The sequence below is a fragment of the Candidatus Levibacter sp. Uisw_134_01 genome, from assembly GCF_047717795.1.
GTDB lineage: Bacteria > Pseudomonadota > Alphaproteobacteria > Puniceispirillales > Marisalimonadaceae > Marisalimonas.
In genome coordinates this window covers 853,379-877,878 of record NZ_CP159808.1, presented here as the reverse complement: position 1 = coordinate 877,878, position 24,500 = coordinate 853,379, and the positions used below count along the sequence as shown (strand labels likewise).

Sequence of the window (24,500 nt, the reverse complement as noted above, 5' to 3'; positions counted from 1 at the left end):
ATGGTTTATTGAATACATAAACTTATGGATTTTGAGATTCTTGTACATAGAGAAAGTTACCATTTTTCCAAATTCCTTTTTCAATTTTTCCATTATTGTAAGTCTTAATCCCTTGTCCGTGCTGATTACCCTTTTCCCATTGTCCAACATACTTATTACCACTTTTCCACGTAAAAGTCCCTTGTCCGTGCAGCTTATTCTTTTGCCATTGCCCAAAATACTTGTTACCATTTTTCCAAAAGTAATTTCCTTGTCCAGATCTATTCCAATTTTCAAAGTTTCCAGTGTATCTATCCCCCTTCCATTTACCTCCATATGTTTCTGTTCCATATGAAGGTAAACCCTTATAAAATGTACCAGTAAGTTTTGTTCCATTTTTATATACATAGGTACCTTGTCCATGCCTTTTATTATTTTTAAAAAAACCAATATATGTATCACCACCACCGTAACTCATTCTTCCTTTACAATTATCTTTATATCCAGAAGAGGGGCATTCATTAGTTTGATTGAGTTTAATAGTGTCTTTAGCTTTGGATTGATATTTAGACAAGGATTTCTCTGTTTTTGAACCAATGAATTTATCATTTTTCCAAATGCCTCTCTGAATTTTTCCATTCTTGAAAGTCTTAACCCCTTGTCCGTGCATATTACTATTTTGCCACTGTCCAACATACTTGTTACCATTTTTCCAAGTATAAGTTCCTCGACCATGCTTCTTACTATTTTTCCAATTTCCTGAGTATTTATCACCGTTTTTGTGATGATATGTCCCTTGACCGTGCCTTTTATTATTCTTGAAAAAACCATTATATGTATCGCCACTACTGTAACTCATTCTTCCTTTACAATTATCTTTGTATCCAGAAGATGGGCAATTCTTTATCTGATTTGAATTTAAAGAATTTTTAGAAGGTACTTTTAACTTTTTGATAATCTCTGTTTTATTATTAGTTTTAATGTCTGTAATAGGGACAAGGTCATCTAAAAAGATATAAATAAAAGCAGTTACAACGAAAAAAATTACACCTAAAAGTTTTGAAGCTCCAAAAAAAACAATAGCAGAAATGATTGCTAACGCAGCTCCAATAGTATTTACGACGATGCCAGCATAACTTAGCCAAATATAAACACTTAATTCCCATAAACCCCAAAGACATAATAGAGAACCTACAATCACAATTAAGTAACCTAAAAAGGTATAAAATTTTTCTTGTCTTTCTTTTCTTTCTTGCGCCTCTAATTGTGCTAGTTCCGCAGTTTTTTTGGCCTTCTCAATAGCAACTAATCTCGTTTTTTCTTCCTGTCTTAATCTTTCTTGCTCAGCCTCTTTTTCAAGTCTTAATGTTTCTTCTTCAGCTTCTTTTTTATCTAAAGATTCTTCATATGCTTTTTTATTTGCCTTTAATATAGTTTCTATATCTTTTAAAATAATTTCATTTTTAAGAGTTTTATTTTCTAAATTTTCTTTAATTTTTTTATTTATTTGACCAGCAGAAGAATTAATGTGTTTTTGATACTTTTCAAATAAATCAGTAAAAGCTTCATTAAAACTGTTAATCTCTGTGAAAATCAGTTTAATATAATTTTCAACATTATCTATCTGTTTTGCAGATAAAATATTTGCAATATATTTTTTGTTTGAGAGTAATACACTAATATCCACACCATTTTTATTCTTCATTTCATCAAATGTTTTTTGATCGAATTCTGTGTATCTATCCAAAATATTTTTAAAGTTTATTAAATCGTTGTTAATACCTTTTATTGTTTTTTTTTCATTCAATAGATTATTTAATTCTATTTTAAAAATTTTAGAAAAAGACGTTTGTGACTCGTGTAATTCTAAATATAAAATATCAGTGATTATATTTTTTTTATCTAAAACATTTTTAATTAAGTTAAGCGAATGAGAAGTATCAAAAATATCATTAAATTTATTACTTAAGATCTGTACTTCAGAATTATCAAATATTTGATCCGTTAGAACAGCATCTCTTAAATGATTTAATTCAGTGTCAATTTGGTTATAGTTTAGTTTTATATCATCAAAAAAAACATTACTTTTTTTAGAAGTAAATTTGCCTATATTCTTGATGTCTTTGAGTTCTTTTTTAACTTGAGCTATATTATCAAGAGAAACTCGATATTTGGCATCTGTTTGTTTTAAAACTTCAAAATTATTAAAAAGTTTATTGTATCTTTTATTTATCACGGATTTAACTTCTTATACTCTTGTTCTGATCTTTCTAAATTCCTTTTGAGAGTAGTTAAATTTTTTCTCATTGATTCCATTGCTTGAGCACTTCCTTTCATGGTTTTAGACATACCATCAATGCTAGCAATAAAAGCATGATATTGAGGATCTTTCCAGGTAGAACCAAGACTCTGTGCCGTTGATCTCATTTGATTACTTAAATTATTCATACTATTCTGAAATTGACCAAGCTTACCAATCATAGTTTGTAATTCTGCAGGTCTTATATTAAATTTAACCATTAAAGTCTCCTATTCAAAAATTGTTAAAATTTGTTGAGTTGATTTTTCAAGATCGTGGTAAAAAACTTTATGTTTACTCAGATTTCCATAATCGTAATTAAACTCTTGAGGAGTATTCATGTAAATACGTCTAGAAAAAACATCGCTTGAAATACTATTTTCATAAATAAGACTATCAAATACAGATGAAAAGTTAGACAGTTTTCTTAAAAATACTATAGGGATAATATTTAAAGATAATCTTTCTCTTATTATTTTTAACAGGTTTTCTTTAGTTTTATTGTCAGTTTGTGAACCAATATCATCAGTTATATTTTCTTTAAAAGATAGAGATTCATCTAGACCTAATATTAATAATAAATTAATTTTTTTTGAATTTAACGACTTTTTATTTATCTCTATTAAATGTTCAAAAAAATTCTTTTCATTATTGCTATATTTATAAATTTTATCTTTCTTTAGCAAACTACTAGAGACGTTATCCATATTCAGAGGGTGAAAATCTAAACATAAAACATTTATGTTTTTATTATTAATTAGGTGATCCCTTACAAAAGAATTAAATAAAAGTTTTAATTTTTGTTTTTCATTTCCTAGAATAAGCAAAGGAGAATAAGCTTTTGGGTCAATATTTATATTAAAGTATGTTTTCTTAATATCTTGGAGACTGCCAACCGTAACAGAATTTTTATTTTCAATAAGAGAACTGTCAAAAACTTCAAATTGCTGGCCTTTAGAAATATGATTTTCTGTTTTAATTTTATTTTTCTTAGCAATTTCTAATATAGTATTTTTGATTTTTGTACTATCAATAAAAGGAACTTGCATCTGCAAATTTGAATCAACTAATCCTATATTATTATTATAAATAGCCTTACCTGGTTTATCGAAAGTTGCAGGTATGAGATTATCTACATGCAGAATTTTACTTGCATCCATTTCCGAAATTTTAAGACAAATCCTTATTGATAATTGAGATAAAGTTGCTGGCGTCATATTTAGGTCATATATACTTTGTGTTGCTAACACAAAATGAATACCAAATGCTCTACCCCTCCTATTTAGATCGTCAAATAATTTTTCAACTTGTGACATTACTGATTGATCTTGAAACATTCTCTGAAATTCATCAATTATAACTACCCAACGAGGCATAGTTTCTTTTGTTTCATCTCTATATTTAGTAATGTTGCTTACACCTGCTTTTTTAAAAAGAACCCCTCTTCTTGTTATCTCATCATTTATATACTCTAATGTTCGCAATCCAAAAACAGGATCACTTTCAGTTGACAAGACATGCGCATGTGGAAGGGATTGATAAGGCAAAAACTCTGTACCTTCTTTATAATCTAATAGAAGGAAAAGACATTCATTAACATCATAACGTGTGGCAATTCCAAGAATTAAGTTATGTAACAAAACTGATTTTCCGCTGCCAACACCTCCTCCAATTAACGCGTTATAATTCGTAGTGTTGTGGCCAATTATAAAATCCACATTACTATCTGGTGCATAACCAATAGGAATTTTTATACCTTTTGATGAATTTTCTTTAAACCAAGATTTATTATCATCTAACAATGGATCTAATATTATCAAATCTTCTTTTTTGTTTATTAGATTTACAAGTGAGGAAAATGTCTTTTTTGAGAGCAAGCTATAGTTTAAGTCTAATTTATCTAAATGGGACAAATCAATCTTATTTGAAAATAGATTTAAGATGGTTTTTTTTGACTTACTAATCGAATTTATTGATATTTTTAAATCATATGAATTTCCTAATAATTTATTATTTAAACTAATTACATAGAAATATATGCCTGCTTTACCTATTGATTCAGAATTTAGAAATTTTAATAATCTTTCTTTAGATTCTTCTGGAAAATCATCATCTATTGAACAAAAAATAAAATAAAAAGGCTCTGCTCTATCAGGATTATCTTTATTAAATTCTATAAGAGTATCATATGATATTAAACATTTTTTTCTAACTTCAATTATTCTATTTTCTATCTCTTTACAAAAATCTTCAAAAGAATTTTCATCAATAATTATTTCATTGAAAAATTTTTGATCGTAACTAGTTAATGACATTAGAGAATATCCAAAGTCTTTAAAACTAACTCCCTTAATTTTGATTAAATTAGGCTTTATATTTATTAAAACGCTTGAAATACTTTGAACAATTAAATCGTGTAAAAACTGCAGTTGATCTTCATTATCTGTTGTGAGCGCAACATTTCCAGTTGGAAAATCAATTAAGTTAAGTAACTTGTATTTAAGACTTTTAAATGAAAGATTGAAATGTCCTAAAGGTAAGCTATGGGGAAAAGTGTCATTTATATTTTTATTTTCAATTTCATTATTAACAAATAACTGGTCAAAAAAATTGTAATGTAAACCAAGGGCTGTTTTAAAATCTGATATCTCTTTATGAATGTTTTCTTTAAGCTCATTTTCTTTTTTCTTTAGGATTTCTTTAAAATCATCATCTAGTTTTTCTAGAAAAGATGTAGTGTGTTCATATAATTTGTCATTACTTTTCCAATCAAAAGTTGTGCTTGAATTAACTTTAGCTTTCCATTTTTTTGCAATTTTTTGTTTATGTGAAGCAATTATTAAAATTGCTGATCCAGCGTCCACGGTTTCATTCGCTTCAAATAAAATATCTGAAATATATCCTATATCGTGATCGCCTGCATGTATTGGACAAATAAAGGACATATCTTTCACAATCAAATCTAGATTACATAGTAGATCACCTTCTTTTATTATATCACCTATCTTTACATTAAAACTGCTAATATTAACCTTAGGATTGTCGATAATGTTATTATTTTCATCAGAAAATGTTTCTGGTATAAAAAGCTTTTTTTGATCCATTACTCAACACTCAATATGATATTTAACAAGTTCATTTTACTATAGAAAAGTTTGCAGTCAAAATAAATTTAAGTGGAAAATAAATATTTCAACCATATAATTTTATTAAGCTTAGTTTATCAATTGATTTCATTTTCAGCTGCAATTAAATTTATTTGAGCCATACCTGTATCAGCATGTTCTTTGCCTAGTGTTTTTTCATAGCCTTCAACAGCTTGTGCAAACAAGATCTTTGCTTGAGGATAATCTCCAATAGAAAAATATGTTAAACCTAATGTATTAACTGATGCTAAAGTTTTATACGCATCAGCACCTAACTCATTTTCCTGTAATTCTATTAAAATCTTATAATATTTGATGGCTTTATCATCGTTTTCTAATTGTGTATATACCGAAGCTAAATTCTCAGTCGTCTGCATCAGGTATTGCTTGTTAGGATATAATATTTTTTTAAATCCATCCCATGCTTTGAAAAAAAATTGCTCAGCTTTTTCATAATAAACCTTTGCTTCGTTATAATTTCTTGTATCTTCTCCTTTATCATAATATAATGATCCCAAATTACTTACTGTTAGCAAAGTGGTTGGATGATTAGGACCTAATATTTTTTCATTTTTTAAAAGAACATCATTATACAGTTCTTCTGCTTGGTCATAATCACCAATAGCAACTAAAACCAGTGCCAAGTTTCCTATAGATGAAAGTGTCAAAGGATGGTCTTTGCCAAGTGCAACATCACTGCCTTCTATATTGCGTCTATATAAAGCTTCTGCTTTTTCGTAATCTGCTTTATCAAAATATACCATCCCCAAATTATTTTTTGTTACTAAAGTGTTATAATGATTAATGCCTAAAGTTTTTTCTTCTTTAAAAATAATATTATTATACAGTTCTTCTGCTTGGTCATAATCACCAATTTCATTTAAAACCTTTGCCAAGTTTCCTATAGATGAAAGTGTCATAAGATGATCTTTGCCAAGTGCAACTTCATTGCCTTCTACACTGCGTCTATATAAAGCTTCTGCTTTTTCGTAATCTCCTTTATCAAAATATAAACTTCCCTGATAACTATTGATATTTAATGTTTTCTGATGTTCTGGCCCTAATAGTTTTTCACTTGCTTTTAATATTAATTCTCCAGTTTTTAATCCTACGGTGCTCCAACTCATTAAAAAACAAAAACTTAAGAAATTTTGTAACACATCAATATCATCTTCTTTAAGGTCTCTTTCCAAGTACTTATTTACAGACTCTATGTAGCCTTGACCCTGATCATCATCTCCTATTTTAAGCCAGTATTGCAGTATATCTAGATTTTGTTTTCCAAGATTAAACATCTTACCTAAGTAATCTATATCAAGCAGCTTTGCTCGTGCATCATCAACTTGATCATTGCTCAATAGATGATCTATACCGGTACGGTATAGATAATTCGATATAGTCTCTTCATCATCAGGGCTCATAGCCGCTTTCGCAAACGCCTTCCTAGACTTTTCAACATGGTGGCTCATTGTATCTGTCGTTAAAATATGTTCTCGAAGTGATAAATGGTGTAACATAAAACCATCTTCTCCTTCAGGATCAGGCGCACGTCTTAACATACTGGCTATAGCCGCTAGTCCTTTTGCAACTAGTTTGTCTCCAGCCTCTCCGTCTGGTATTTCTTCTCTTAATCTTAAAAAGGCAATTATTTCTTGTTCAGCCAAGGGCTCATTTGCCATTGCTAGTGTGGCCACAAGAGGGGTTAGCAGTGCTTGTAACGCACCAACACCTAATCCTGCGATTAGTTTTTCATGGTAAGCTGTAAGTCCTTTTGGAAGATTGGCTGTCCCGTCTAGTGGATAATTACCCTGTTGTACGTCTTGGGTCACATAATTAACAAAGAGTGGTAATCCTTCAGCTCTTTTCGCAACAAGATCAATAAATGGATTAACTACCTCATCTCCTTTTTCTTTATCTCCAGCAAGAAGCTTATTCCTAAACAAGCCAATACGTTCCAATAACATACTTCTTATGTCTTGCGTTTGCATGGCGGGAAGACCATCAGGATAAGGGTTAATAACTCGAGAGTTACTAAACGCTTTTTTAAGTTCTGGTTCAGGACGACCTGAGCAAACCCACGTAATACGCATTGAGTCTAAGCCTAAAGGTATCTCTTCAGCAAAGGTAGCGTCTCTCGAAAGTAGCTCATCTAATCCATCTAAAACAAAGATTACTTTCTTATCTTTATTTAGATAATCCAGGCAGGATTTGAGGCGGTCTTCGGCTTTCCCTTTTTCGTCTACCTTAACATTGTCAATCAATGCACCCATTGCCACTAGTCTTTCAATGGCAAAGCTAGCAAAGGCATCTCTATTACAACGTGCGTCATCTCCAGATTTAAATCTATAAGGAAGGATAATCTTATTATCATCTGTATTATTATCAATAAGATCTTGAGCTAGTCGTGCTACTAAAAATGACTTACCTATTCCTGCAGGGCCTGTAATCCATACTATCCCCTGCTCTATATCTTTAAAGCTATTTTCTATATGCTCTTGTTCTTCTAAGCGCCCTACCATTTGATTGGCATCTTTTTGGACCTCTCGTCCAAAGTCCTGTATCTTAAAGGCCTTTTCTGATGCTTTTTGATTAGCACGTTTTAAACTAAATAAAGACTGGAAGGCTTCTACAGCAGATACACCTGCTTCGGAGTGGCTAAAGCCTTCTGCGCCTAGAGGCGTAAATTGAAGTTGAACGACGTCTTTGCGAACATATATTTGAGTTGAGTTTACATCTCCTGTATCAACGTTTCCTTTTGCATTTGATACTGAAGGATAGCCAAACAATGCCATAGGCCAGAGAGATAAAGTGTTTTTATCTCTTACAAGCCACACTCCGTCACTATCACCTTCAAACCGTGACACATCTAAAGTAGGTGCCGCCGTTAGATTGTGTGATGTTCCTTTAAGTTCCATAGGAACATTATCATCAAGGCCAACGATATTAATATCTGACAACCAACTTAAAGCCTCAATCGTCTTTTCAAAAGGTTCCTGCCAAATTCCAATTAAACGCTCAGCTTCTTTTCTAGTTAAGCCTCCTCCATGTGCAAGACGGTTACGAAGCTTGAGGAATGAGGTGTCGGCTGTGCCCGGATTATCTGGTCCATAGAGTAATGTTTTTAGGGTTTCATTTACATACTTATCTATCTCAGGAAGCATAAGTGTCTGTTTACTTTTGGTTTGCGCAAGAGATATCGCCATAGATAGCCACGCACCAAGCGTAGGCATCTCAATCTTACCCCAGAGATCTTTTAATAATTTATCATCTAGTTCGCCATGTTGCCTTCGATCAGCCGCACCTATAATAACCAAGAACTTCAGTAAGAGTTCAATAGCATCACAGGCTGCCCAAAGTTTCATACCTGGATGATCTTCTTCAGCGTATTCGTGAAGCGGTATAGCTATAACTTGAGGAAGATCTTTAATAAAATTAGAAAAAGAACTAGATGATGTGTTGGTGTCAGAAGTTGTTGATACATCATTTGATGAAGCATCATTATTAAGAGTTGCTATGGCTGCAAGAAGTTTTTTGCGGTGAGGAGTAAGAACTCCTAATTCCTTAAAATCATCGTCGGTAAATTCAGTTAAGTCTTCTAAAGGAAATTCAGAAAGCGTTTCAGTATAACGCGATAATCCTATTTCTTCTAACCAGTTTGATATTTCCATAATATTAGTAGTTTATTTTAGTAAAATTAAAATATATTGTTTATGTTAAGTATTAGGATTCATCCGTCAATAGGTATAATTATATGATCATTAATAATTTAAAATCTTGGATTAAGGAAAATGAAAATAAAATAAATAATCTATTTTTGTACTCTTTTAAGAACCCTATGAAAATCACTGAAATGTACAAAGACATTGACGCAAATGGAACTGGTCAAAGCTATAGAGATTTAAAAAAATTCTTGAATTCCTCTTACTCAGATATTGACCTTACAGGCATTGAAGTACAAATAGAAACATCAGAAAGTGAAGGGATTATTTTTTTTGAGTATAAATATAATAAAAATGAGAGTTATTTTTATAGCTTAGGCAAAAAACAAGTTAACAATTTTTCAAAAGAAGAATTTTTTAAATACCTTGATACTGGGTTAGATCAAGCCTTAGAAAAAGATAATTGGATAGAAACTTTTGGTAACCGATATGTAACCATGCTTTCAAAAAATGAATTAGGTTTATTGTACTCAGATGAAAAAGTTATATGGGAAAAAACAGTAAAAACAAATTTTGAGAAAGAATATGAAAAATTTCAATCTCAACCAACCGAATGGAATGGTGGTATATCAAAACTTCTAGACTTATTATTAAAGGATCAATTAAAAAGTCTTGAATCATACGAACCCCTAACAGATATTACTTTTGCCCGTTTTGAAAAAATAAAACTACAAAGCTTTATCTGCGAAGCGCCAGAAATTGAACAAAGAATACCTCAAGAAAAACGAACAAGTGTTCCAGATATATGCGTTTACATTTACGCAATAATTAATGTTCCTGAAAATGATAGTTTAGATACAATTACCACAATGAAAATCAATGACTGGATAACAAACAATATAAAATTAATTGATATAAATTCTATCTTTGAATTTCTTACAAGCTTTCCTTTTAACTTTGTAAAGAATAATTTTTGCATTATTACAACTGAAGTCATTGGACTTAACAAAGAAGACTTTGACAAATATGAAAATAAAAAAAATTTAATTAAAGAAAATATAAAAATCAGAGATGATACAACATTTCCCATTGATAAACTTGCGAAGAAAAACTTTGTTGAACTCCTAAAAAAGAAGAATATAACAAAAATATCATTTCCTAAGAAAGATTATTCTTTTGAGGACTTACCTATTGATTTTGTTAAAAAGTGCAACAAACTTGTTTGTGCTTTACTAATCAAAATATCAAAGAATAATTTAAATTATGATTTTGAATTAATAAAGCCTGAATTCTATTTAATAGATTTATGTAGCGACTTTACTCAATATAAGTCACTTGTAAAATCTGTAAAAGTAAATTTTGATATCTTAAATGAAGTGCCTGAAGAAAATTTATTATCTATGAAGGACGTATATTATTATATTTACAATCATTTAATCTAAATTTTATATAAAAATATTTTTAAATATTTAAGTTAAAATTAAAAAATCGAAACACATCCTTGAATAAGAAATAAAGCACACAGAACGATAGAAAATTTAATCACTGGTCTTATCAATTTAATCTCCACTTGTTTTAACTTTCAATAATTTAAAATCTTTATCTTTATCTTCTGTAAAATCTTTAATTAATTTATTTAATTTATCACTCTTTTCTTTAACAGAAAAATCACTTTTGGATAATCTTTTTAAGGCATCTTTAGCATTATTGGCTCTAGTAAAGTCGTTTTTAAGAATTGCACTTGTGCCTGATGAATAAAAATATTCAGATGCTTTTTTAAAATTACCTGAATTTTCTAATAATAAGCCTGAGTGAAAATATGCATAGCTATTTTTATTATCTAGAGAAATAGATTTATTATATGCAGCAAGTGACATATCTATCTGTTTTAATTTAGAGTATGCAAACCCAAGACCATTAAAGTAATCGCTCTTACTTTCTATAGCTAATGCATCTAAAAAAGTGGATGAAGCATTTTCAAACTGGTTTAACATTAATTGAGATCGACCTTTTAAAAACAAAATCTTATGATCATTAGGTTTTGACTGTAATAAGACATTGATTTTATCAATGGCTTTACCGTAATAACCTTGTGCAAAAAGAACGTCAGGCGTTTCATCTTTTTTTTCATTTATTTTAACTAACACTTGTGATGATTTTGAATTTGGAATAACTGCAAATTTTAATTGATCTTTTATTGCAACATCTTTTGTCTCAGGAAGAGTTTTTAATAAACGTCTCACTACTGTATCTATCATTTGAAAAGCAACTTCGTCTTCACTATTACTAGATGCTGAAAATAATCCTGTGGCAAGACCTATTGGCGAAAAAGGAATTGAACCCGCTCTTGATACAGCTGTATGACTAGCTTTCCATAAAACTTTATTGTTTTTATCTTTTAAAGATAAACTTAAACCAACATTTGTAGACGAAAATGCAACATAGAAATTGTTTCTAAACTCAGTAATAGTGCCTTCTAAAAGTGCATCACAATTTAAACTATCTAAAATAACATTATGATCCGAAGAAGAGTTCATTACTGAAGCAACTTTATGTAACTCTACGTCCTGATAGTTTTTAGGAGACAAGTGTCCATAAATTGCATGCCTTATTAATAAAACTTTGTCTAAAGACTTGTAATCACTTTCTTCTGACGCATCTGTAATTTTTCCTATTGCAATACAGCTTAATTTTTTAGGATTAAAATTTTCTGAAATAGTATATTGAACTTCTGGAAGAAAATCACTTGTATCTGTAATATTTGTAACTTTAGAATATTTTGGTGTTTGACAAGAACTTAGTAAAAAACATAATAATAAAAGTTGAATATAATAATAATAATTTGATTTAAAGATCATTCAAATGTCCAATAATAAATTTTTAACCATAATATCTTCGTTATTTATAATAATATGCTTTAGCATTAATACATATGCAATAACAGAAAAGCAGTATTTAATTATAAATGATTTAATAGAGCAAGAAAATATTGATAAAGCATATGAAGATTTAAAAATATTTCAAAAAGGTAAAGAAAAACTATCCGCTAGAAGTCAAATTTTAATTGGAAAAATTTATTTAACTTTAGAACAACCTGCAAAAGCCTTTACTTTTTTTGAAAAAGCAATATTCACATCAACCTCAACTGACGACCGAGCTTACGCCGGCATGTCGTTATCTTCATTAAAACTTGGAAATTTAACTGATGCTCAAAAATATGCCGAAAAAGCCTTAGAAAGAAACAATGATTTAGTTCAAGCTAAATTAGCTCTTGGACAAGTCTATTTAGATTTTGGACAAATAGAGAAATCTGAAAAATATTTTAAGCAAGCTATTTTGGCTAGTCCTAACTCTCAAGTGTCTGCAAGAGTTTATGCAAGCTCAAAAATGAGACAAGGTAAACTCAACAAAGCAAAAAAAATTATTTTGACAGCTTTGTTGAATCAAAAACCAGATGCCGCAACAATTGACTTGCTAGGTAAAATATTCTGGGTAGAAGGAAATATAAAAGAAGCAATTAACTTAAGAAAACAAGCGTCTCAGATGTTTATTAAATCAGGAAATATAAAAAGATCTGATCAAATTAAAGTTTGGTTAAATATGACTAACATACCTAAAGTAAATTCTAAAAACAGTAATATAAATAAAAATAAATTAATAAAAACTCCTAAGCTAAACAAACAATCTAAAATTATTCAACCCCAAGTCAAATTAGACAAAAGAGTTATAATCAAACCAAACTCAAAACCTGAAGAAATATTTTTAAATAAAAACAAGCCTGTATCTACTGGAAGTGGAGTTATAATAAATAACGGTAAGTGGATAATCACAAATAAACACGTCATAAGTGGATCTAGTTATATTGTAGTTCGAAACGGTGTAGGAAAGGTAAGAGAAGTTGAAAGTGTAAAAATTCCTGAAAGTAAAGATAAAGATATGGCCATTTTAATTCTAAAAAAACCATTTCCATCAAACCATAGTTTATCAATTAATGACATTAGGGATCCTATACCTGGTGAAAAAGTTTATTTAATGGGATATCCAATGTCATCTGTATTAGGAAGATATAACCCATCAATCTCAGAAGGTATTGTTAGCAAAGCCTCTGGCTTTGGAGAGCTTGCAGGTGAATTTCAAATAACAGCTAAGATGAATAAAGGAAATAGTGGAGGGCCAATCTTTAATAATAATGGCCAGATTATAGGTATAGCAGTTGGTAAATTAAATAAGAAAGAAGTTTTAAATAAGGATGGCTTTATACCAGAAGACGTAAATATTGGAATTTCAGGAAATGTAATTTCAACTTTTTTAAAATCACCTTTAAAGGATAATTTCAATGATAACAAAAAATATGAAGCAACCGAAATATACAAGTATATGCGACCATCTGTTGTATTTGTTGTTAGCCAATAGCGCCCTACTTTTTTTAATTATATATCCATCAATAATTCAAGCAAAAATAGTTAAAGGTGAAGGCATGTCATATTGGGGAGAAAATACGTCAAAAAAAGAAGCATGCGATTTAGCTGAAAGAGAAGCTAAGAATGATGCGCTTCGAAAAATTGGCTTGGAAAGACTTAATTCTAATCAAATAGAAGTTTGTATTGATTCAGGAGATAAAGCAAATTGTGAGCTTTATCAAAGTACATTTAATACTATTAGTGGTGGATACATAAAAGACTTTGCTATTCTTGAAAAAAAAAGAGGTGGAATAAAAGAAGATTTTTGTATTGTCAAAATTGATGCTGATGTTTTTAAATATAATGGTGATCATGATCAAGAATTTATTGTTAACGCAAACATTGGAATATTTAAAAAAGATAACAAAAATAAACTAAAATTTGTTGATGATACAAAACGTTTTTTTGAAGGAAGTAATTTCGTTATTAATGGCAAACTATCCAAAGAAGCATATGTGACTATTCTTGGCTGGTACCCAAGCGTTGATAAAGAAAATTATCATAAACTATATCCAAATAAACACGACATGAACAACTTATTGAGTGAAAGTTTTTTTATTCCTAACAAAGAGAAATATAAAAAATATGGTTTTAATCTCTCTTTACCTAAAAATTTTAAAAAAAATGAAACACAAGAATTCATAATTGTGCTTGCAACAAAAATGAAATTTGCAATAATGGATAAAATAGATATAAAAGAATTATCAATTAGGCTAGATGATATAGGAAAATCAAACTGGTTTATGAAAAATATAGGTTATTCAATTTTAAGGAAAAATTAATGAAAAATATTATTGCTATATTATCAGGTTTATTAATCTTAATTTTAAGCTCTTGTGGTCCAAAAATAGGTTCGCCTGAGGCTACCTTAAAACTACGTCAAGAAGAGATAAAAAAAGTTGAAGATAAAGTTGCTGATACTGTTGATGATATACCTGATTGGTGTCTCAATGTACCTGTAAGTGACTTTGCTCTTGCTGCTTGTGGTGCTGGTGAATCGGCTAGCATGAATATTGCGAGGAGCAAAGCCATTTTAGATGCTAAACGACAATTAGCTGACAGCTTAGATAGTGATATAAGTGCGAAAACGGACGGTTATGCTAAGGCGATTGGAACTGGTACTAATGAACAAGTACAAAGTGCTTTTGAAGAAGTAATAAAAAACGTTAGCGCTGAAGCTAAATTAATTGGTTATAAACAAACCAAAACTAAAGCCTTTAGTAGAGCTAATAAATATCAATTTTTTGTACTACTAGAATTCCCTATTGGTAAAGCAAATCAAGCTCTTTTAAACCAAATTCAGAAAAATGAGGTTTTAAGCACTCAAAAAAATGCTGATAAAGCAATGGCAGATTTAGAGGCAGAAATAAATAAAAGAAAGCAAAATTAAGTTTTATATTTTGTTACATAACGATGATGGTTTTATTTATTAATCTCTTTTTTTAATCAAAATTACCATTAGACATTGTTAAACCTTTTGAGAGTTTTGTTATAACTTCAAAAAAATCTTTTATAAACATATCATGATTATCTATTTTATCGGCACCTAAATCAGCAACAATATGTGTGGGTGGTGGAAATGTTTCATCAAATTCACCTGATTCAATAATTGCTGCGGTCTTAAATGCTAATAAGTATTTTTTTGACATATGTAGTTGTATCTGGAATTCATTATTCCAGTAAACTTCTTCGTTTTTGGAAATAATTTCATTAATTTTTTCACTTAATGACATGGATTTACCTGAATTGAATTAAAAATAAATACCATAAATATTTATTGTCTTTTTATTTACTTTTCAATTTTTTTGACATTGTATCTTTTGACCATTCAGCTGCGTCTGTAACATCTTTACCTACACCAGCAACTGTACTACATCCTCCAATAATAAAAGCAGTTATTAAAATCAAAACATTTTTCATCATTAATCTCCAATTCTTTGTTAACTTTAATTTCTTAATTACAAAATTTTAATTTAATTCAACCTGGAATATATTCTTCTCTACCATCAATTTTGAAAATAACATCAATTACAAAATCATGATCTAATTCTGTATTTTGCATATCTTCAAACGGCAAAACATTTACATAATCTTCTTTAACAGTAAACCAAACATTTATACAACATTCCTCACTGGGCCTATGAACAATCATATTGAAGTTTGTGTCATGCTGTGGAAAATATTCAGTTAGAGAATTTTTATGAACAAAAACAGCAAAAGACAACATATTAAAGTCGTCGTCTTGATCTGTATCTTCGTTGTAACCATATCCATCAAAAATAATTTTTATACCTTTAGGCACGTCACCAAAATCCTCACCAGGCTTAGCAAAACCATCTTTTACGTCACTATTCATTGTATTTATGAAAGCTCGAACCCATTTCTCTATAATGGGTAAATAATCTTGTTTCACTTATTACTCCTTATCAAGGTGATAATAAAAAATTATTAATTCATAAAAATTAAATATAATTACTTAATTCTATAATTAACGTATTATTAATAAAAAAAAATTCAAGCAAAATAAACCACACTTAAATTTAAGAAGAAAAGTGTCTCCATTTTTCTTAAATATATTAAAATTCATTACATATATTTAACTTGATATTCCAATTTTATGTTAATTATTTTTTTATAGTTTGTAATTTTATGCTCAACTCATAATTTATATGCTTTCAAGATACATTTCTAGAAAAAATAAAAAAACTTTAGTTAAAATTTACTATTACTCTGTCTTTATCACCTTGCAACTCTGGTGTTTGTTAAACTGATATTGTCTTTCAACTTTATCTACTACCCATTTTTGTTTACAATCAAATAATGCTTGAAATTTTATCTTTATAATATTTAAATCTTAATAAGTTTTTAATTAAAAGGGGCTCAATATTGAAATCTCAAAAAATAGTAGATTATTATAATTTTTTAGAAGAAGAGGATGATAATTATAGAGGTAATGCAGAAATTATAGATGATGGGTCTGAAGCACTTTATTGTATTTTGTTTAATCTTCTTGGTGATAAACGTTCTATAGATGAATTAATAAATATATTTGATTTTCCAACACCTACAGAACTTCATTATTCAGCTGAAGGAGGTGATTATAGTTCAATATTTCCTATGGCAGAGGAGCATGGTTGTGAGCTTATAGAAAATGGTGCTTTACAAAATGTTACACCAGATATAATTGAAAAACTTGAAGAGTATTTACCCGCTTTAACTGATAGAATAAAGTCTCAAGAATTAGCAAAAAATAGTGAATTTTTGCTAACTTTGATAAAATAAGTGTGTACTAGAAACTCTGTGGAGTCGTTAAATGAGCAGGAATGGTGGTCCTAGTTAAACTGCACAAGCACTCTGTCTTTATCACCTTGTAGTTCAGGTGTTTGTGAGCCTGATGATTGTTGAACAACATTTTGTTTTACGTATATGTGGAGTTCTCTTGCTGTAATCTTATTGTCAGCATTTGTATCTGCATCACCTTCCATGCCCTTCATAAGGAAGTATGAGAACATACCATGTTTAGCTTCTTCTAGTGGCCTTGATATCTGCTCATTTGATGCTGCGCTAAAAAGTGTAAATCCATCTGGTATAGCTTGTTCTTTCGCTATAATGGCAACAGGTCTTCCAGCTACTAGAATCTCTTCATTACGTGTTTCACCTGAGTAGCAGGTGTCTAGGAAGACTGTTACGGATTTAGGATTAGCTTCCTTGATGTCAGAGAAAAGTTCGTCACGCAATATGGCAGTCTTCTCAAGCAGTCTAGGTGAGCCGTCGTGAGGAAGAAGGTACATATTATTACCATCATGAGATGCTAGACCATGCCCTGCAAAGAATATGTAGATGTCACTTTTATTAGGTTTAGCTGAACGTCTTAGCCATTCTTGTACAGATAATAATATATCTCTTTCATCGGCTCCATCATTCAGGAGTATCTTTATTCTATTTTTAGATATGCCTAATTTCTCAGTGGCATAATCTTTAAATACCATTGCATCATTATCTGCGTACAAAGCTTTGGCTTTTGTATTTTCATAATTAGAAACACCCACTATTAAAGCTAAAGCATCTTCATTTTTCTTAACTCTTTTATTAAGTGGGTTTAAGCTTTCAAATGATATAGAGCTATCACTAATCATTCTATTAGCTTTTAACTTTATAATCTTTGAAGTAGTTAAACCGGCAATATCAGTTACTTCTATTTTAAGTTCTTTACCCGTTGGTGGAACATATGTAGAATATTCGAAGTTACCATTGGATGATAACGAAATTGATTTACCATCAACCGTTACCTCAACTACTTCTACATTATCTTTTGCAATTCCTCTAATCGTTCCTCTTTTACCTATCGTTTTGTTAGCTACAATCTCAAGTATAGGAGCTCTTATATCAGCATTAATAATTTTCTCTTCATTTTTTTGTTTATCTAATAATATAGCTAATTTACGTTCTAATTCTATGCGTTTTTGTCTTTCTCTTTCTAGTTCTTGTCTTGAAGCATATACATCGTCAGAGGAAATGTTTGACATCATATCTGCTATCTTTTTTTGAGTTTTATTAATTTTCTTTGCGTAAAGAAATTTATTATTTTTCCATAAACCCTCTTCTAATTTACCACTTTTATAAACATATTTTCCTTCACCTTCACGTATACCATTCTTCAAAATACCTTGATAGGTATCACCATTAAAATAAGTATAAACTCCAAGACCATTTGGTTTACCATTTAAAAATTCACCAGAAAATTTCTGTCCATTTGGCCACCCAGCTTTTCCATATCCATGTCTTTTATTCTTAAAATATTGCCCAACATAAGTATAACCTTTGAATTTATCGTCGCCAATATGAGTATACTTTCCTTTTCCATGCATCATATTTTTTTTAAATTCGCCAATATATTTATATTTTTTTGTAATGATTTCACCAAAACACATGTCTTTATAACCTGATCCACACTTGGGTAGTTGATTAAATTTTGTATTTTTATTTTGAGAGGCCAATAAAGAAGTTATTTTAGAAATATTTTTAGGTTTATTTGTTGTGGTTGCGTATTTATAAATATCATCTGACCAAACACCTTCTTTTATGTTACCGTTTTTATATAAGATTTTTCCTTTACCATGTTTTAGACCATTTTTGAATTTACCAATATACTTTTCTCCAGAGGCCCAAACAAATTTGCCTAAACCAGTTATTTTACCTTTGAAGAAATCTCCTTCATATATGTTTCCATTTGTCCAAGTTAATTTTCCTTTTCCATGAATTTTATTATTTTTATAAGTCCCCTCGTAATTATCTCCATTTCTCCAAGTATATGTTCCTTTTCCCTCTCTATGACCATAGACAAATTTACCAACATATTTATCACCAGACGTCCAGGTCATAATTCCTTTACCATGTCTTTTTCTATTTTTGAATTCACCTATGTAGGTAAATTTTTTAAATTTTTGAGTGCCGTAACAACCATACTTGCCCCCCATAGTAGGGCATTTGGGTAACTTACTTACAAAGCTAACTTTATCTTTAATCTTTCTATTTAGAATTAAGTTTCTGGTGTAATAATTCTCTAATGACTTTGTACTCTCCTTCAAAAATCTATCTTTTGTTTTTGAATCATTCTGTTTAAAAGTTGAACGCTTGTATTCTTTATTGTTATAACCACAACTTAAATTACGTTTATTTTTTTCTATTAAATGAGCTTTTGAAGAATTCACACACTTGCAGAGCTCTTTATCTGAGTAATCTGCTGGATGATTTGTACAGCCAAATATTAAAACCTCTTTTCTTGTCTTTTCGCCTACAATCAAGTCGTGCAAGGCCACAAGTCCAGGGTTTTTATACATCATTCGTTGTTTTATATTTTTATTAACACATCCTGAGATGCTAATAATTATTATTAGAATAAATATTTTTATCATTAATATACTTCAATAAACTTAATAAATTAAATATTACAAGTTATTTAAAATGAATCTATAATTAAAAAAAAATATTATAATATAACTTAAAACAGGGCTTTTAAATTATCAAAAAACTTATAATTCATATTTAATATATTAAATATTATAGAATTTTAATTTAATGTTTTTTATTAATCTACCATCTAAAATTAATAATCCTGATATAATAACTATTAAGCCTATAAATTCATTAACATTAATTAATTCACCTATTATAATTGCATTCAGCAATATGGCTGATGGAGGAATAATAATCGTACATATCAACAAATTACCAGCACCAGTAGACACAAGAATTTTAAAATATATAAAATAGGCTAATACTGAACATATCACTGCAAAGAGTAAAGAGTAGCTGATCGAAATAAGATTAAGTGACAAAATTTCATTTCCATAAAAAAGAAAAATAAATGGTGATAAAATAAGAGTGCTCATAGTTAACATACCAGTTGCGGCAACTTCAGGTTTAACATTTTTCAATCTCACTTTTGCAAAAATTGCTGCTAATGCATAAGATAAACCAGAAAGCAAAATTAAAACCTTTCCTACCTCGTTATTAAAAAAATCTGACATATTCTCATAACCAATTACTATAATAACTCCTACAATACCTATTAAAACACCTATTATTCTAGATTTTGTCAATGCCTCGTTTTTTAATATTAATGAGGCTAATAGAATTGTTAAAAAAGATGTGTTTGCATTGAGAATGGAGGCAAGTCCTCCAGAAACTGTTTGTTGACCATATGTTATTAAAAGAAATGGAAATACATTATTCAAAATTCCCATAACAAAGAAGTTAAAAATTAATAAGAATGATAACTCTAATTTTATTTTACTCAGAACAATATATAAGATTAAAATTACTGAGGCCAAACTTACTCTTAAATATACAATCATAAATGGGCTTATATAATTAAGCAAAATTTCGACAAATAAGAAGCTTGCACCCCATAAGAAACCTAGCAATAAGACTGAAATCCAATTTTTACTGTTCATCACATGCTTTTAAAATTAAAATAAGGTTATATAGATGATTTTTTTAACATATTAAGTATAAGTGGTCTTAATTTTTTTATTGCAATAAACGGATGAATACTTGTCACGTAATCTATATTTGCCAAAGCTTTATCATATTTTTTTAGAGCTATATTAATTTGTGTTAAACCAGATATTGCTCCAAAATGTCTTGGTTCCAGTAACAAAGTTTGTTTGATATAATATACAGAACTTAAATAATCACCCATAATAAATTTTATTGTAGCAATTTTATTAATCGGCTCCGCCCAATGAGGTAGTTTTTTTGACAAATTAACAAACAAATCTAAAGCTTTGTCTAACCTACCATTTTCTAACAACACTACCCCTCTTTTCATTTGAAGGTTGCTCAATTCATCATTTCCAATTATTGACCATTTCTTCCATATTTTATTCTCAATTGATTTAGCAGAAATTAAATTGGGTGCATTTTTTAATTCTGAAAAAAGTTGATCTAAGTCTGAGGAAAAAGCATTAGAAATTAGATAAAAATAAGCTACTAAGAAAAAGTGAAAATACTTTTTGAAAAAATTAAATATCATTACAACTTATCTATAAGTTTTGACGTTAAAAACAATATAAAGTGTTTAGTTGTATGTATTAATTTATTAATAAATGGTTTCATATAAAACAACACCCCTGTTAGAAAAAACTTTCCATGTTATACCTGTTCTTTTTTTGAATTCAGATTCAGCTTCTTTAAATAGTTTTTGACATGCTATGAAAGCTTTATCATCTTTGTATTCCCATAAATGACCTAATCTTAATGTACCTTCTTTATTCCATATTTGAGTAACCGTTTGCCTGACTGCACCAGCTTTTTTAAATTTGTCAAATCGTTCATTCATAATTTTTTCCCACTCAATTTCGCCAATTTTCATATCACTTTGGCTCTGAAAATCTGACGTTATATAACTTATTAATTTTGATTTCATTATTAAAAGCCATCCTTAATTAAAATAATTTATCTTTTTAAAGTAACAAATTACTTGAACTCTATTTCAACAAATGAAAAAGGGAAATCATTATGATTAATGACATTATGATTAGCACCTTTATTTCTATAGTAGCTCATACCCTTAATTAAATCTGATATAAGAACTGTTCCATCTTGATCTACAATTTTTAATTGACCGTCATCCATAGGAACCACAACATAATCATACTCGTGAATATGTTGCCCAGTATCTTCTCCTACCTCAAAAGACCAGCGTGTAACTCTTGTTCTTTTATTATCAATTACAGTTTCAGATGTAGCCATTTTTTGTTACCTGCTAAAGTTAAGCTTAAAAACTTTGTTTTGTACTTTAAACTTTACCTAATTATGATTTAATTAAAACCAAAAATTTTTACTTATGCAATCAAGTATATTAGGCATTTTAAATTTTTCATCTTTAGTTTTACTTAAAATAAATGGTTTTAAAATTTTAGTAACCATATCTAAATGCCAAGCAAAATTTAAATCTTTATCTACAGTATTATCTTCAAACAAGATAAATGAAGATATCTTTTGACCCACTACATCTCCAATTTGAACAAACTCACCTTTTACTCTTTTATAAGCTTTGGCATATATAAAGTTTTCATCATGTTTGAAAAAAAAATCTATGTTTCCATTTTTTATTGAATTATGACAAGAGATGCCAGAATATGGTTCAAAAGCTTTACCCTCAACGCTTATCAAGATAAAAAATAAGATTAAATACACTCGAATTTTCATTTGAGGCCCTCTCTATTTTAAAAATAAATCTATCTATTTAATATAAATAAATTTAAAACGGTCAATTTCTAATGATGAGTTTTCTTTTCTTTAAGAATATTTTCCATCACTAATTTTAGAGATTCAAACAAATCAATAGCAATTTTTTTTTCTTCTTCTGTTAAAGACAAAAATTGTTTATCAAGTTGTTTCTTGTCAGTACCCTTTGATTGTAATTTTAACCATACTGGGTTTTTCTGAATTTCTTCAAGTGACTTATACTTCATTTTTAACAATATCCTAATTAACTAAAAGTCACATATAAAGAAAAAATAATAAATAAAATTAGAGAAATACATAAATATACACTTACCCAAATCCACCAATTTTTTTTATTATTTTCCATTATAATATAGCCTTTTAATTACTTACAACTTTATCCATTGAGGAATAACATTAATTTTTTTAAAAAACATTTCTAAATTTTCAATTGTTATTTCCAAAGTCCTGTCGTTTACCAATGGATGCAAATAAATTTTCTTAAAGTTTTTTAAAGATAAATCAATAAATAAGACTACATTTTTATGTACGCCATTAATCATGGAGAAAGGGGTTACTGCACCTGGAAATACTCCTAAATGTTCCATCAATCTGTCTGACGAACCAAACGACAATCGGCCTGAATCTATTTTAAACTGTAATTTCTTAAGATCAATCAAAGCATCTTGATGAGCAACAATTAATATATTATTTTTTTTATGATCCCTTAAAAAAAGATTTTTAATATGCCCACCACCCTGTTTAGCATTTAAAAACATATCTTGTACACTCTTTGATTCATTAACAGTTCTTAATGGGACATGCTCAAAGTACTTATATTGTATACTCCAATTATCTAGCTTTTTTATAAACGCATCGGATGACATTGGTAAAAGGTGTTGAAAATCAGAAGATGCATCGGGCTCTTTTTTTTTATAAAAGATTTTTCATGAGTAATTTTTGATCTCTGCTCCAATATAATCTCTCCAAAAAAAGTGGTTTCTTATTTTTATGATAAAAATAAATATTTTATCTTTTAATTTCTTGCACAACAATTAATAATGACAAGAGTAATTTCAGAAAATCAAGTAATAAAATTATTGCAAATCTAACCTTTTTTTAGATTTTTATTAAAATTTTGTACACTTTTTTATACGACTGAATTATTGTGAATTAAATACAACCTATAAATTTAATATTATAAGTTAAGATACATTTAATATAATTATTTTTTAATTGGAGTTTCAATGGATTTTAAATATGCACAATGTTGGTTGTTAGGAGTCATTTGTTTTGTATATTTAATATACAGAGTTATTGGTGGGAAAGACGCACCTTTTAATTGGATAGACGTTGTTGCAATAATAGGTTTTATATACTCCGTATATGTAACACAAATAAGCCGATCAAAAGAAAAATAATTTATTTATTACAAACCTTTTTATCAAAGTTAATTAATTGTAAAATGAACATATCAACAGAAAAAACACCTCAACAAAAGCTAAGTAATTTCACAATACAACATGTTTCGGCTGTCAATGTTACTCATTTACTTATTCATGACTTAAAGGACGTGGCTCAGGCGTCTGATGAACTTAATCAGCAAGCAGGTAGTAGTAAGGCTATTCCTCACGTTGCTGCACGAAATATAAAACATGAACACGAATTAGAAAACTTTATAAAATTCTGTACATTAAAAGGAATAGATAAAGCGCTTGTAATCGGCGGATCTATTCCAAGACACCCGAGTAATATTTTTCAAAATGATATTGATGTTGCAACAATCTTAAAAAAAGCAAATATAAAAGTAGATTGTGGAATATATCCTCAAAATGAAACAGAACTTGAAATCAAAACCAAACTAAAAATTTTTAATAATGCAATTACACAACTTTGTATGAATCCTGAGGCAATTAATAATTTACCTTTTTTAAACACTATTCGTATTGGCTTACCTTCTATGTGTAGCGTCAAAGGAATTTTTAAATATCTAAAATTATGTGGAAATGAAAGTTACAAATATATTTTTAAAAACTGGAAAGTCTTAAATTATTTGAGCCACGATGGTATTAAAGTCGATGAGTTTGTTGAAAAATTAAAATTCAATAACTATCATATTTATAATTTTGGGAAATTAGATGAAACTATTAGAAGATTGGAACAAAAAACTGACTTATAACACAAGTCTTTTTGTAAATTAATAACTCTTAAAAGATGGCTATAT

23 protein-coding genes are annotated in these 24,500 nt (G+C 29.0%); 7 read left to right on the top strand and 16 right to left on the bottom strand.

The genetic code is table 11. The annotated features are described in order from the left end of the window. Positions 1–22: 22 nt before the first annotated feature. The 4 genes from ABXT66_RS04650 to ABXT66_RS04635 all read right to left on the bottom strand — a co-directional run bounded on the left by ABXT66_RS04650 (position 23) and on the right by ABXT66_RS04635 (position 9,092). The gene (locus ABXT66_RS04650; RefSeq protein WP_443644493.1) at positions 23–2,215 is read right to left on the bottom strand and encodes a hypothetical protein; all 2,193 of its coding nucleotides are present in this window, start codon (positions 2,213–2,215) and stop codon (positions 23–25) included. Continuing rightward, complete coding sequence (locus tag ABXT66_RS04645; RefSeq protein ID WP_443644492.1) at positions 2,212–2,499, bottom strand: WXG100 family type VII secretion target; 288 nt, start codon at positions 2,497–2,499, stop codon at positions 2,212–2,214. The genes ABXT66_RS04650 and ABXT66_RS04645 overlap by 4 nt, the downstream gene beginning before the upstream one ends. Before the next feature lie 9 nt (positions 2,500–2,508). Beyond that, positions 2,509–5,382, bottom strand: coding sequence for an FtsK/SpoIIIE domain-containing protein (locus ABXT66_RS04640; RefSeq protein ID WP_443644491.1), 2,874 nt, complete (start codon positions 5,380–5,382; stop codon positions 2,509–2,511). A gap of 119 nt (positions 5,383–5,501) precedes the next feature. Beyond that, positions 5,502–9,092: a tetratricopeptide repeat protein gene (locus ABXT66_RS04635; RefSeq protein ID WP_443644490.1), complete on the bottom strand. Its 3,591-nt coding sequence runs from the start codon at positions 9,090–9,092 to the stop codon at positions 5,502–5,504. A gap of 83 nt (positions 9,093–9,175) precedes the next feature. Here ABXT66_RS04635 and ABXT66_RS04630 point away from each other — a divergent pair, with 83 nt between their 5' ends. After that, positions 9,176–10,525 carry a hypothetical protein gene (locus tag ABXT66_RS04630; RefSeq protein WP_443644489.1) on the top strand — a complete coding sequence of 450 codons (1,350 nt, stop codon included), beginning with the start codon at positions 9,176–9,178 and terminating at the stop codon, positions 10,523–10,525. Between the two features lie 117 nt (positions 10,526–10,642). On the opposite strand, the gene ABXT66_RS04625 is transcribed toward ABXT66_RS04630, so the two are convergent. Further along, entirely contained in the window at positions 10,643–11,941 is a 1,299-nt protein-coding gene (locus ABXT66_RS04625) for a hypothetical protein (RefSeq protein ID WP_443644488.1), read from the bottom strand. A gap of 4 nt (positions 11,942–11,945) precedes the next feature. Between ABXT66_RS04625 and ABXT66_RS04620 the strand changes: the two genes are divergently transcribed. The 3 genes from ABXT66_RS04620 to ABXT66_RS04610 are packed head-to-tail and all read left to right on the top strand — an operon-like array spanning position 11,946 to position 14,933. Continuing rightward, a complete protein-coding gene (locus tag ABXT66_RS04620) occupies positions 11,946–13,496 on the top strand; it encodes a trypsin-like peptidase domain-containing protein (RefSeq protein WP_443644487.1) in 1,551 nt (516 codons plus the stop codon). Further along, positions 13,420–14,325 (top strand): hypothetical protein, encoded by a 906-nt coding sequence (locus ABXT66_RS04615; protein ID WP_443644486.1) that lies wholly within the window; start codon positions 13,420–13,422, stop codon positions 14,323–14,325. The genes ABXT66_RS04620 and ABXT66_RS04615 overlap by 77 nt, the downstream gene beginning before the upstream one ends. Then, complete coding sequence (locus ABXT66_RS04610) at positions 14,325–14,933, top strand: hypothetical protein (protein WP_443644485.1); 609 nt, start codon at positions 14,325–14,327, stop codon at positions 14,931–14,933. Before ABXT66_RS04615 ends, ABXT66_RS04610 begins: the two co-directional genes overlap by 1 nt. A gap of 52 nt (positions 14,934–14,985) precedes the next feature. Here ABXT66_RS04610 and ABXT66_RS04605 read toward each other — a convergent pair whose 3' ends face one another. Genes ABXT66_RS04605 through ABXT66_RS04595 form a run of 3 tightly spaced genes read right to left on the bottom strand, consistent with a single transcriptional unit; the run spans position 14,986 to position 15,956 of the window. After that, entirely contained in the window at positions 14,986–15,276 is a 291-nt protein-coding gene (locus ABXT66_RS04605; RefSeq protein WP_443644484.1) for a hypothetical protein, read from the bottom strand. A 52-nt stretch (positions 15,277–15,328) separates the two neighbouring features. Continuing rightward, positions 15,329–15,463 (bottom strand): entericidin A/B family lipoprotein, encoded by a 135-nt coding sequence (locus tag ABXT66_RS04600; RefSeq protein WP_443644483.1) that lies wholly within the window; start codon positions 15,461–15,463, stop codon positions 15,329–15,331. Between the two features lie 58 nt (positions 15,464–15,521). Beyond that, positions 15,522–15,956 carry a hypothetical protein gene (locus ABXT66_RS04595; RefSeq protein WP_443644482.1) on the bottom strand — a complete coding sequence of 145 codons (435 nt, stop codon included), beginning with the start codon at positions 15,954–15,956 and terminating at the stop codon, positions 15,522–15,524. 473 nt (positions 15,957–16,429) lie between these two features. Here ABXT66_RS04595 and ABXT66_RS04590 point away from each other — a divergent pair, with 473 nt between their 5' ends. After that, positions 16,430–16,825 carry a hypothetical protein gene (locus ABXT66_RS04590; RefSeq protein ID WP_443644481.1) on the top strand — a complete coding sequence of 132 codons (396 nt, stop codon included), beginning with the start codon at positions 16,430–16,432 and terminating at the stop codon, positions 16,823–16,825. Positions 16,826–16,875: 50 nt separating this feature from the next. On the opposite strand, the gene ABXT66_RS04585 is transcribed toward ABXT66_RS04590, so the two are convergent. The 8 genes from ABXT66_RS04585 to ABXT66_RS04550 all read right to left on the bottom strand — a co-directional run bounded on the left by ABXT66_RS04585 (position 16,876) and on the right by ABXT66_RS04550 (position 23,055). Next, complete coding sequence (locus ABXT66_RS04585) at positions 16,876–19,458, bottom strand: caspase family protein (RefSeq protein WP_443644480.1); 2,583 nt, start codon at positions 19,456–19,458, stop codon at positions 16,876–16,878. A 138-nt stretch (positions 19,459–19,596) separates the two neighbouring features. Further along, the gene (locus ABXT66_RS04580) at positions 19,597–20,499 is read right to left on the bottom strand and encodes a DMT family transporter (RefSeq protein ID WP_443644479.1); all 903 of its coding nucleotides are present in this window, start codon (positions 20,497–20,499) and stop codon (positions 19,597–19,599) included. 26 nt (positions 20,500–20,525) lie between these two features. Continuing rightward, on the bottom strand, positions 20,526–21,080 hold the full coding sequence (locus tag ABXT66_RS04575) for a hypothetical protein (protein WP_443644478.1): 555 nt from the start codon (positions 21,078–21,080) through the stop codon (positions 20,526–20,528). A 66-nt stretch (positions 21,081–21,146) separates the two neighbouring features. Beyond that, positions 21,147–21,473, bottom strand: coding sequence for a DUF6974 family protein (locus ABXT66_RS04570; RefSeq protein ID WP_443644477.1), 327 nt, complete (start codon positions 21,471–21,473; stop codon positions 21,147–21,149). A 50-nt stretch (positions 21,474–21,523) separates the two neighbouring features. Then, entirely contained in the window at positions 21,524–21,799 is a 276-nt protein-coding gene (locus ABXT66_RS04565) for a cupin (protein WP_443644476.1), read from the bottom strand. 72 nt (positions 21,800–21,871) lie between these two features. After that, the gene (locus tag ABXT66_RS04560) at positions 21,872–22,258 is read right to left on the bottom strand and encodes a hypothetical protein (RefSeq protein ID WP_443644475.1); all 387 of its coding nucleotides are present in this window, start codon (positions 22,256–22,258) and stop codon (positions 21,872–21,874) included. Positions 22,259–22,326: 68 nt separating this feature from the next. After that, the gene (locus ABXT66_RS04555; RefSeq protein ID WP_443644474.1) at positions 22,327–22,524 is read right to left on the bottom strand and encodes a hypothetical protein; all 198 of its coding nucleotides are present in this window, start codon (positions 22,522–22,524) and stop codon (positions 22,327–22,329) included. Between the two features lie 141 nt (positions 22,525–22,665). After that, a complete protein-coding gene (locus tag ABXT66_RS04550) occupies positions 22,666–23,055 on the bottom strand; it encodes a YbaK/EbsC family protein (RefSeq protein WP_443644473.1) in 390 nt (129 codons plus the stop codon). A 468-nt stretch (positions 23,056–23,523) separates the two neighbouring features. On the opposite strand from ABXT66_RS04550, the gene ABXT66_RS04545 reads away from it, so the two are divergent. Together ABXT66_RS04545 and ABXT66_RS04540 are read left to right on the top strand one after the other, a co-directional pair. Then, positions 23,524–23,697 (top strand): hypothetical protein, encoded by a 174-nt coding sequence (locus tag ABXT66_RS04545; protein ID WP_443644472.1) that lies wholly within the window; start codon positions 23,524–23,526, stop codon positions 23,695–23,697. Between the two features lie 44 nt (positions 23,698–23,741). After that, entirely contained in the window at positions 23,742–24,455 is a 714-nt protein-coding gene (locus ABXT66_RS04540) for a hypothetical protein (RefSeq protein ID WP_443644471.1), read from the top strand. Positions 24,456–24,500: the final 45 nt, after the last annotated feature.

Bases quoted from the DNA above. Each gene is read 5' to 3' on its own strand.
- ABXT66_RS04645 (WP_443644492.1), bottom strand. From the start codon at position 2,499: ATGGTTAAATTTAATATAAGACCTGCAGAATTACAAACTATGATTGGT.
- ABXT66_RS04640 (WP_443644491.1), bottom strand. From the start codon at position 5,382: ATGGATCAAAAAAAGCTTTTTATACCAGAAACATTTTCTGATGAAAAT.
- ABXT66_RS04635 (WP_443644490.1), bottom strand. From the start codon at position 9,092: ATGGAAATATCAAACTGGTTAGAAGAAATAGGATTATCGCGTTATACT.
- ABXT66_RS04630 (WP_443644489.1), top strand. From the start codon at position 9,176: ATGATCATTAATAATTTAAAATCTTGGATTAAGGAAAATGAAAATAAA.
- ABXT66_RS04625 (WP_443644488.1), bottom strand. From the start codon at position 11,941: ATGATCTTTAAATCAAATTATTATTATTATATTCAACTTTTATTATTA.
- ABXT66_RS04620 (WP_443644487.1), top strand. From the start codon at position 11,946: ATGTCCAATAATAAATTTTTAACCATAATATCTTCGTTATTTATAATA.
- ABXT66_RS04615 (WP_443644486.1), top strand. From the start codon at position 13,420: ATGATAACAAAAAATATGAAGCAACCGAAATATACAAGTATATGCGAC.
- ABXT66_RS04610 (WP_443644485.1), top strand. From the start codon at position 14,325: ATGAAAAATATTATTGCTATATTATCAGGTTTATTAATCTTAATTTTA.
- ABXT66_RS04605 (WP_443644484.1), bottom strand. From the start codon at position 15,276: ATGTCATTAAGTGAAAAAATTAATGAAATTATTTCCAAAAACGAAGAA.
- ABXT66_RS04600 (WP_443644483.1), bottom strand. From the start codon at position 15,463: ATGAAAAATGTTTTGATTTTAATAACTGCTTTTATTATTGGAGGATGT.
- ABXT66_RS04585 (WP_443644480.1), bottom strand. From the start codon at position 19,458: ATGATAAAAATATTTATTCTAATAATAATTATTAGCATCTCAGGATGT.
- ABXT66_RS04580 (WP_443644479.1), bottom strand. From the start codon at position 20,499: ATGAACAGTAAAAATTGGATTTCAGTCTTATTGCTAGGTTTCTTATGG.
- ABXT66_RS04575 (WP_443644478.1), bottom strand. From the start codon at position 21,080: ATGATATTTAATTTTTTCAAAAAGTATTTTCACTTTTTCTTAGTAGCT.
- ABXT66_RS04570 (WP_443644477.1), bottom strand. From the start codon at position 21,473: ATGAAATCAAAATTAATAAGTTATATAACGTCAGATTTTCAGAGCCAA.
- ABXT66_RS04565 (WP_443644476.1), bottom strand. From the start codon at position 21,799: ATGGCTACATCTGAAACTGTAATTGATAATAAAAGAACAAGAGTTACA.
- ABXT66_RS04560 (WP_443644475.1), bottom strand. From the start codon at position 22,258: ATGAAAATTCGAGTGTATTTAATCTTATTTTTTATCTTGATAAGCGTT.
- ABXT66_RS04555 (WP_443644474.1), bottom strand. From the start codon at position 22,524: ATGAAGTATAAGTCACTTGAAGAAATTCAGAAAAACCCAGTATGGTTA.
- ABXT66_RS04550 (WP_443644473.1), bottom strand. From the start codon at position 23,055: ATGTTTTTAAATGCTAAACAGGGTGGTGGGCATATTAAAAATCTTTTT.
- ABXT66_RS04545 (WP_443644472.1), top strand. From the start codon at position 23,524: ATGGATTTTAAATATGCACAATGTTGGTTGTTAGGAGTCATTTGTTTT.
- ABXT66_RS04540 (WP_443644471.1), top strand. From the start codon at position 23,742: ATGAACATATCAACAGAAAAAACACCTCAACAAAAGCTAAGTAATTTC.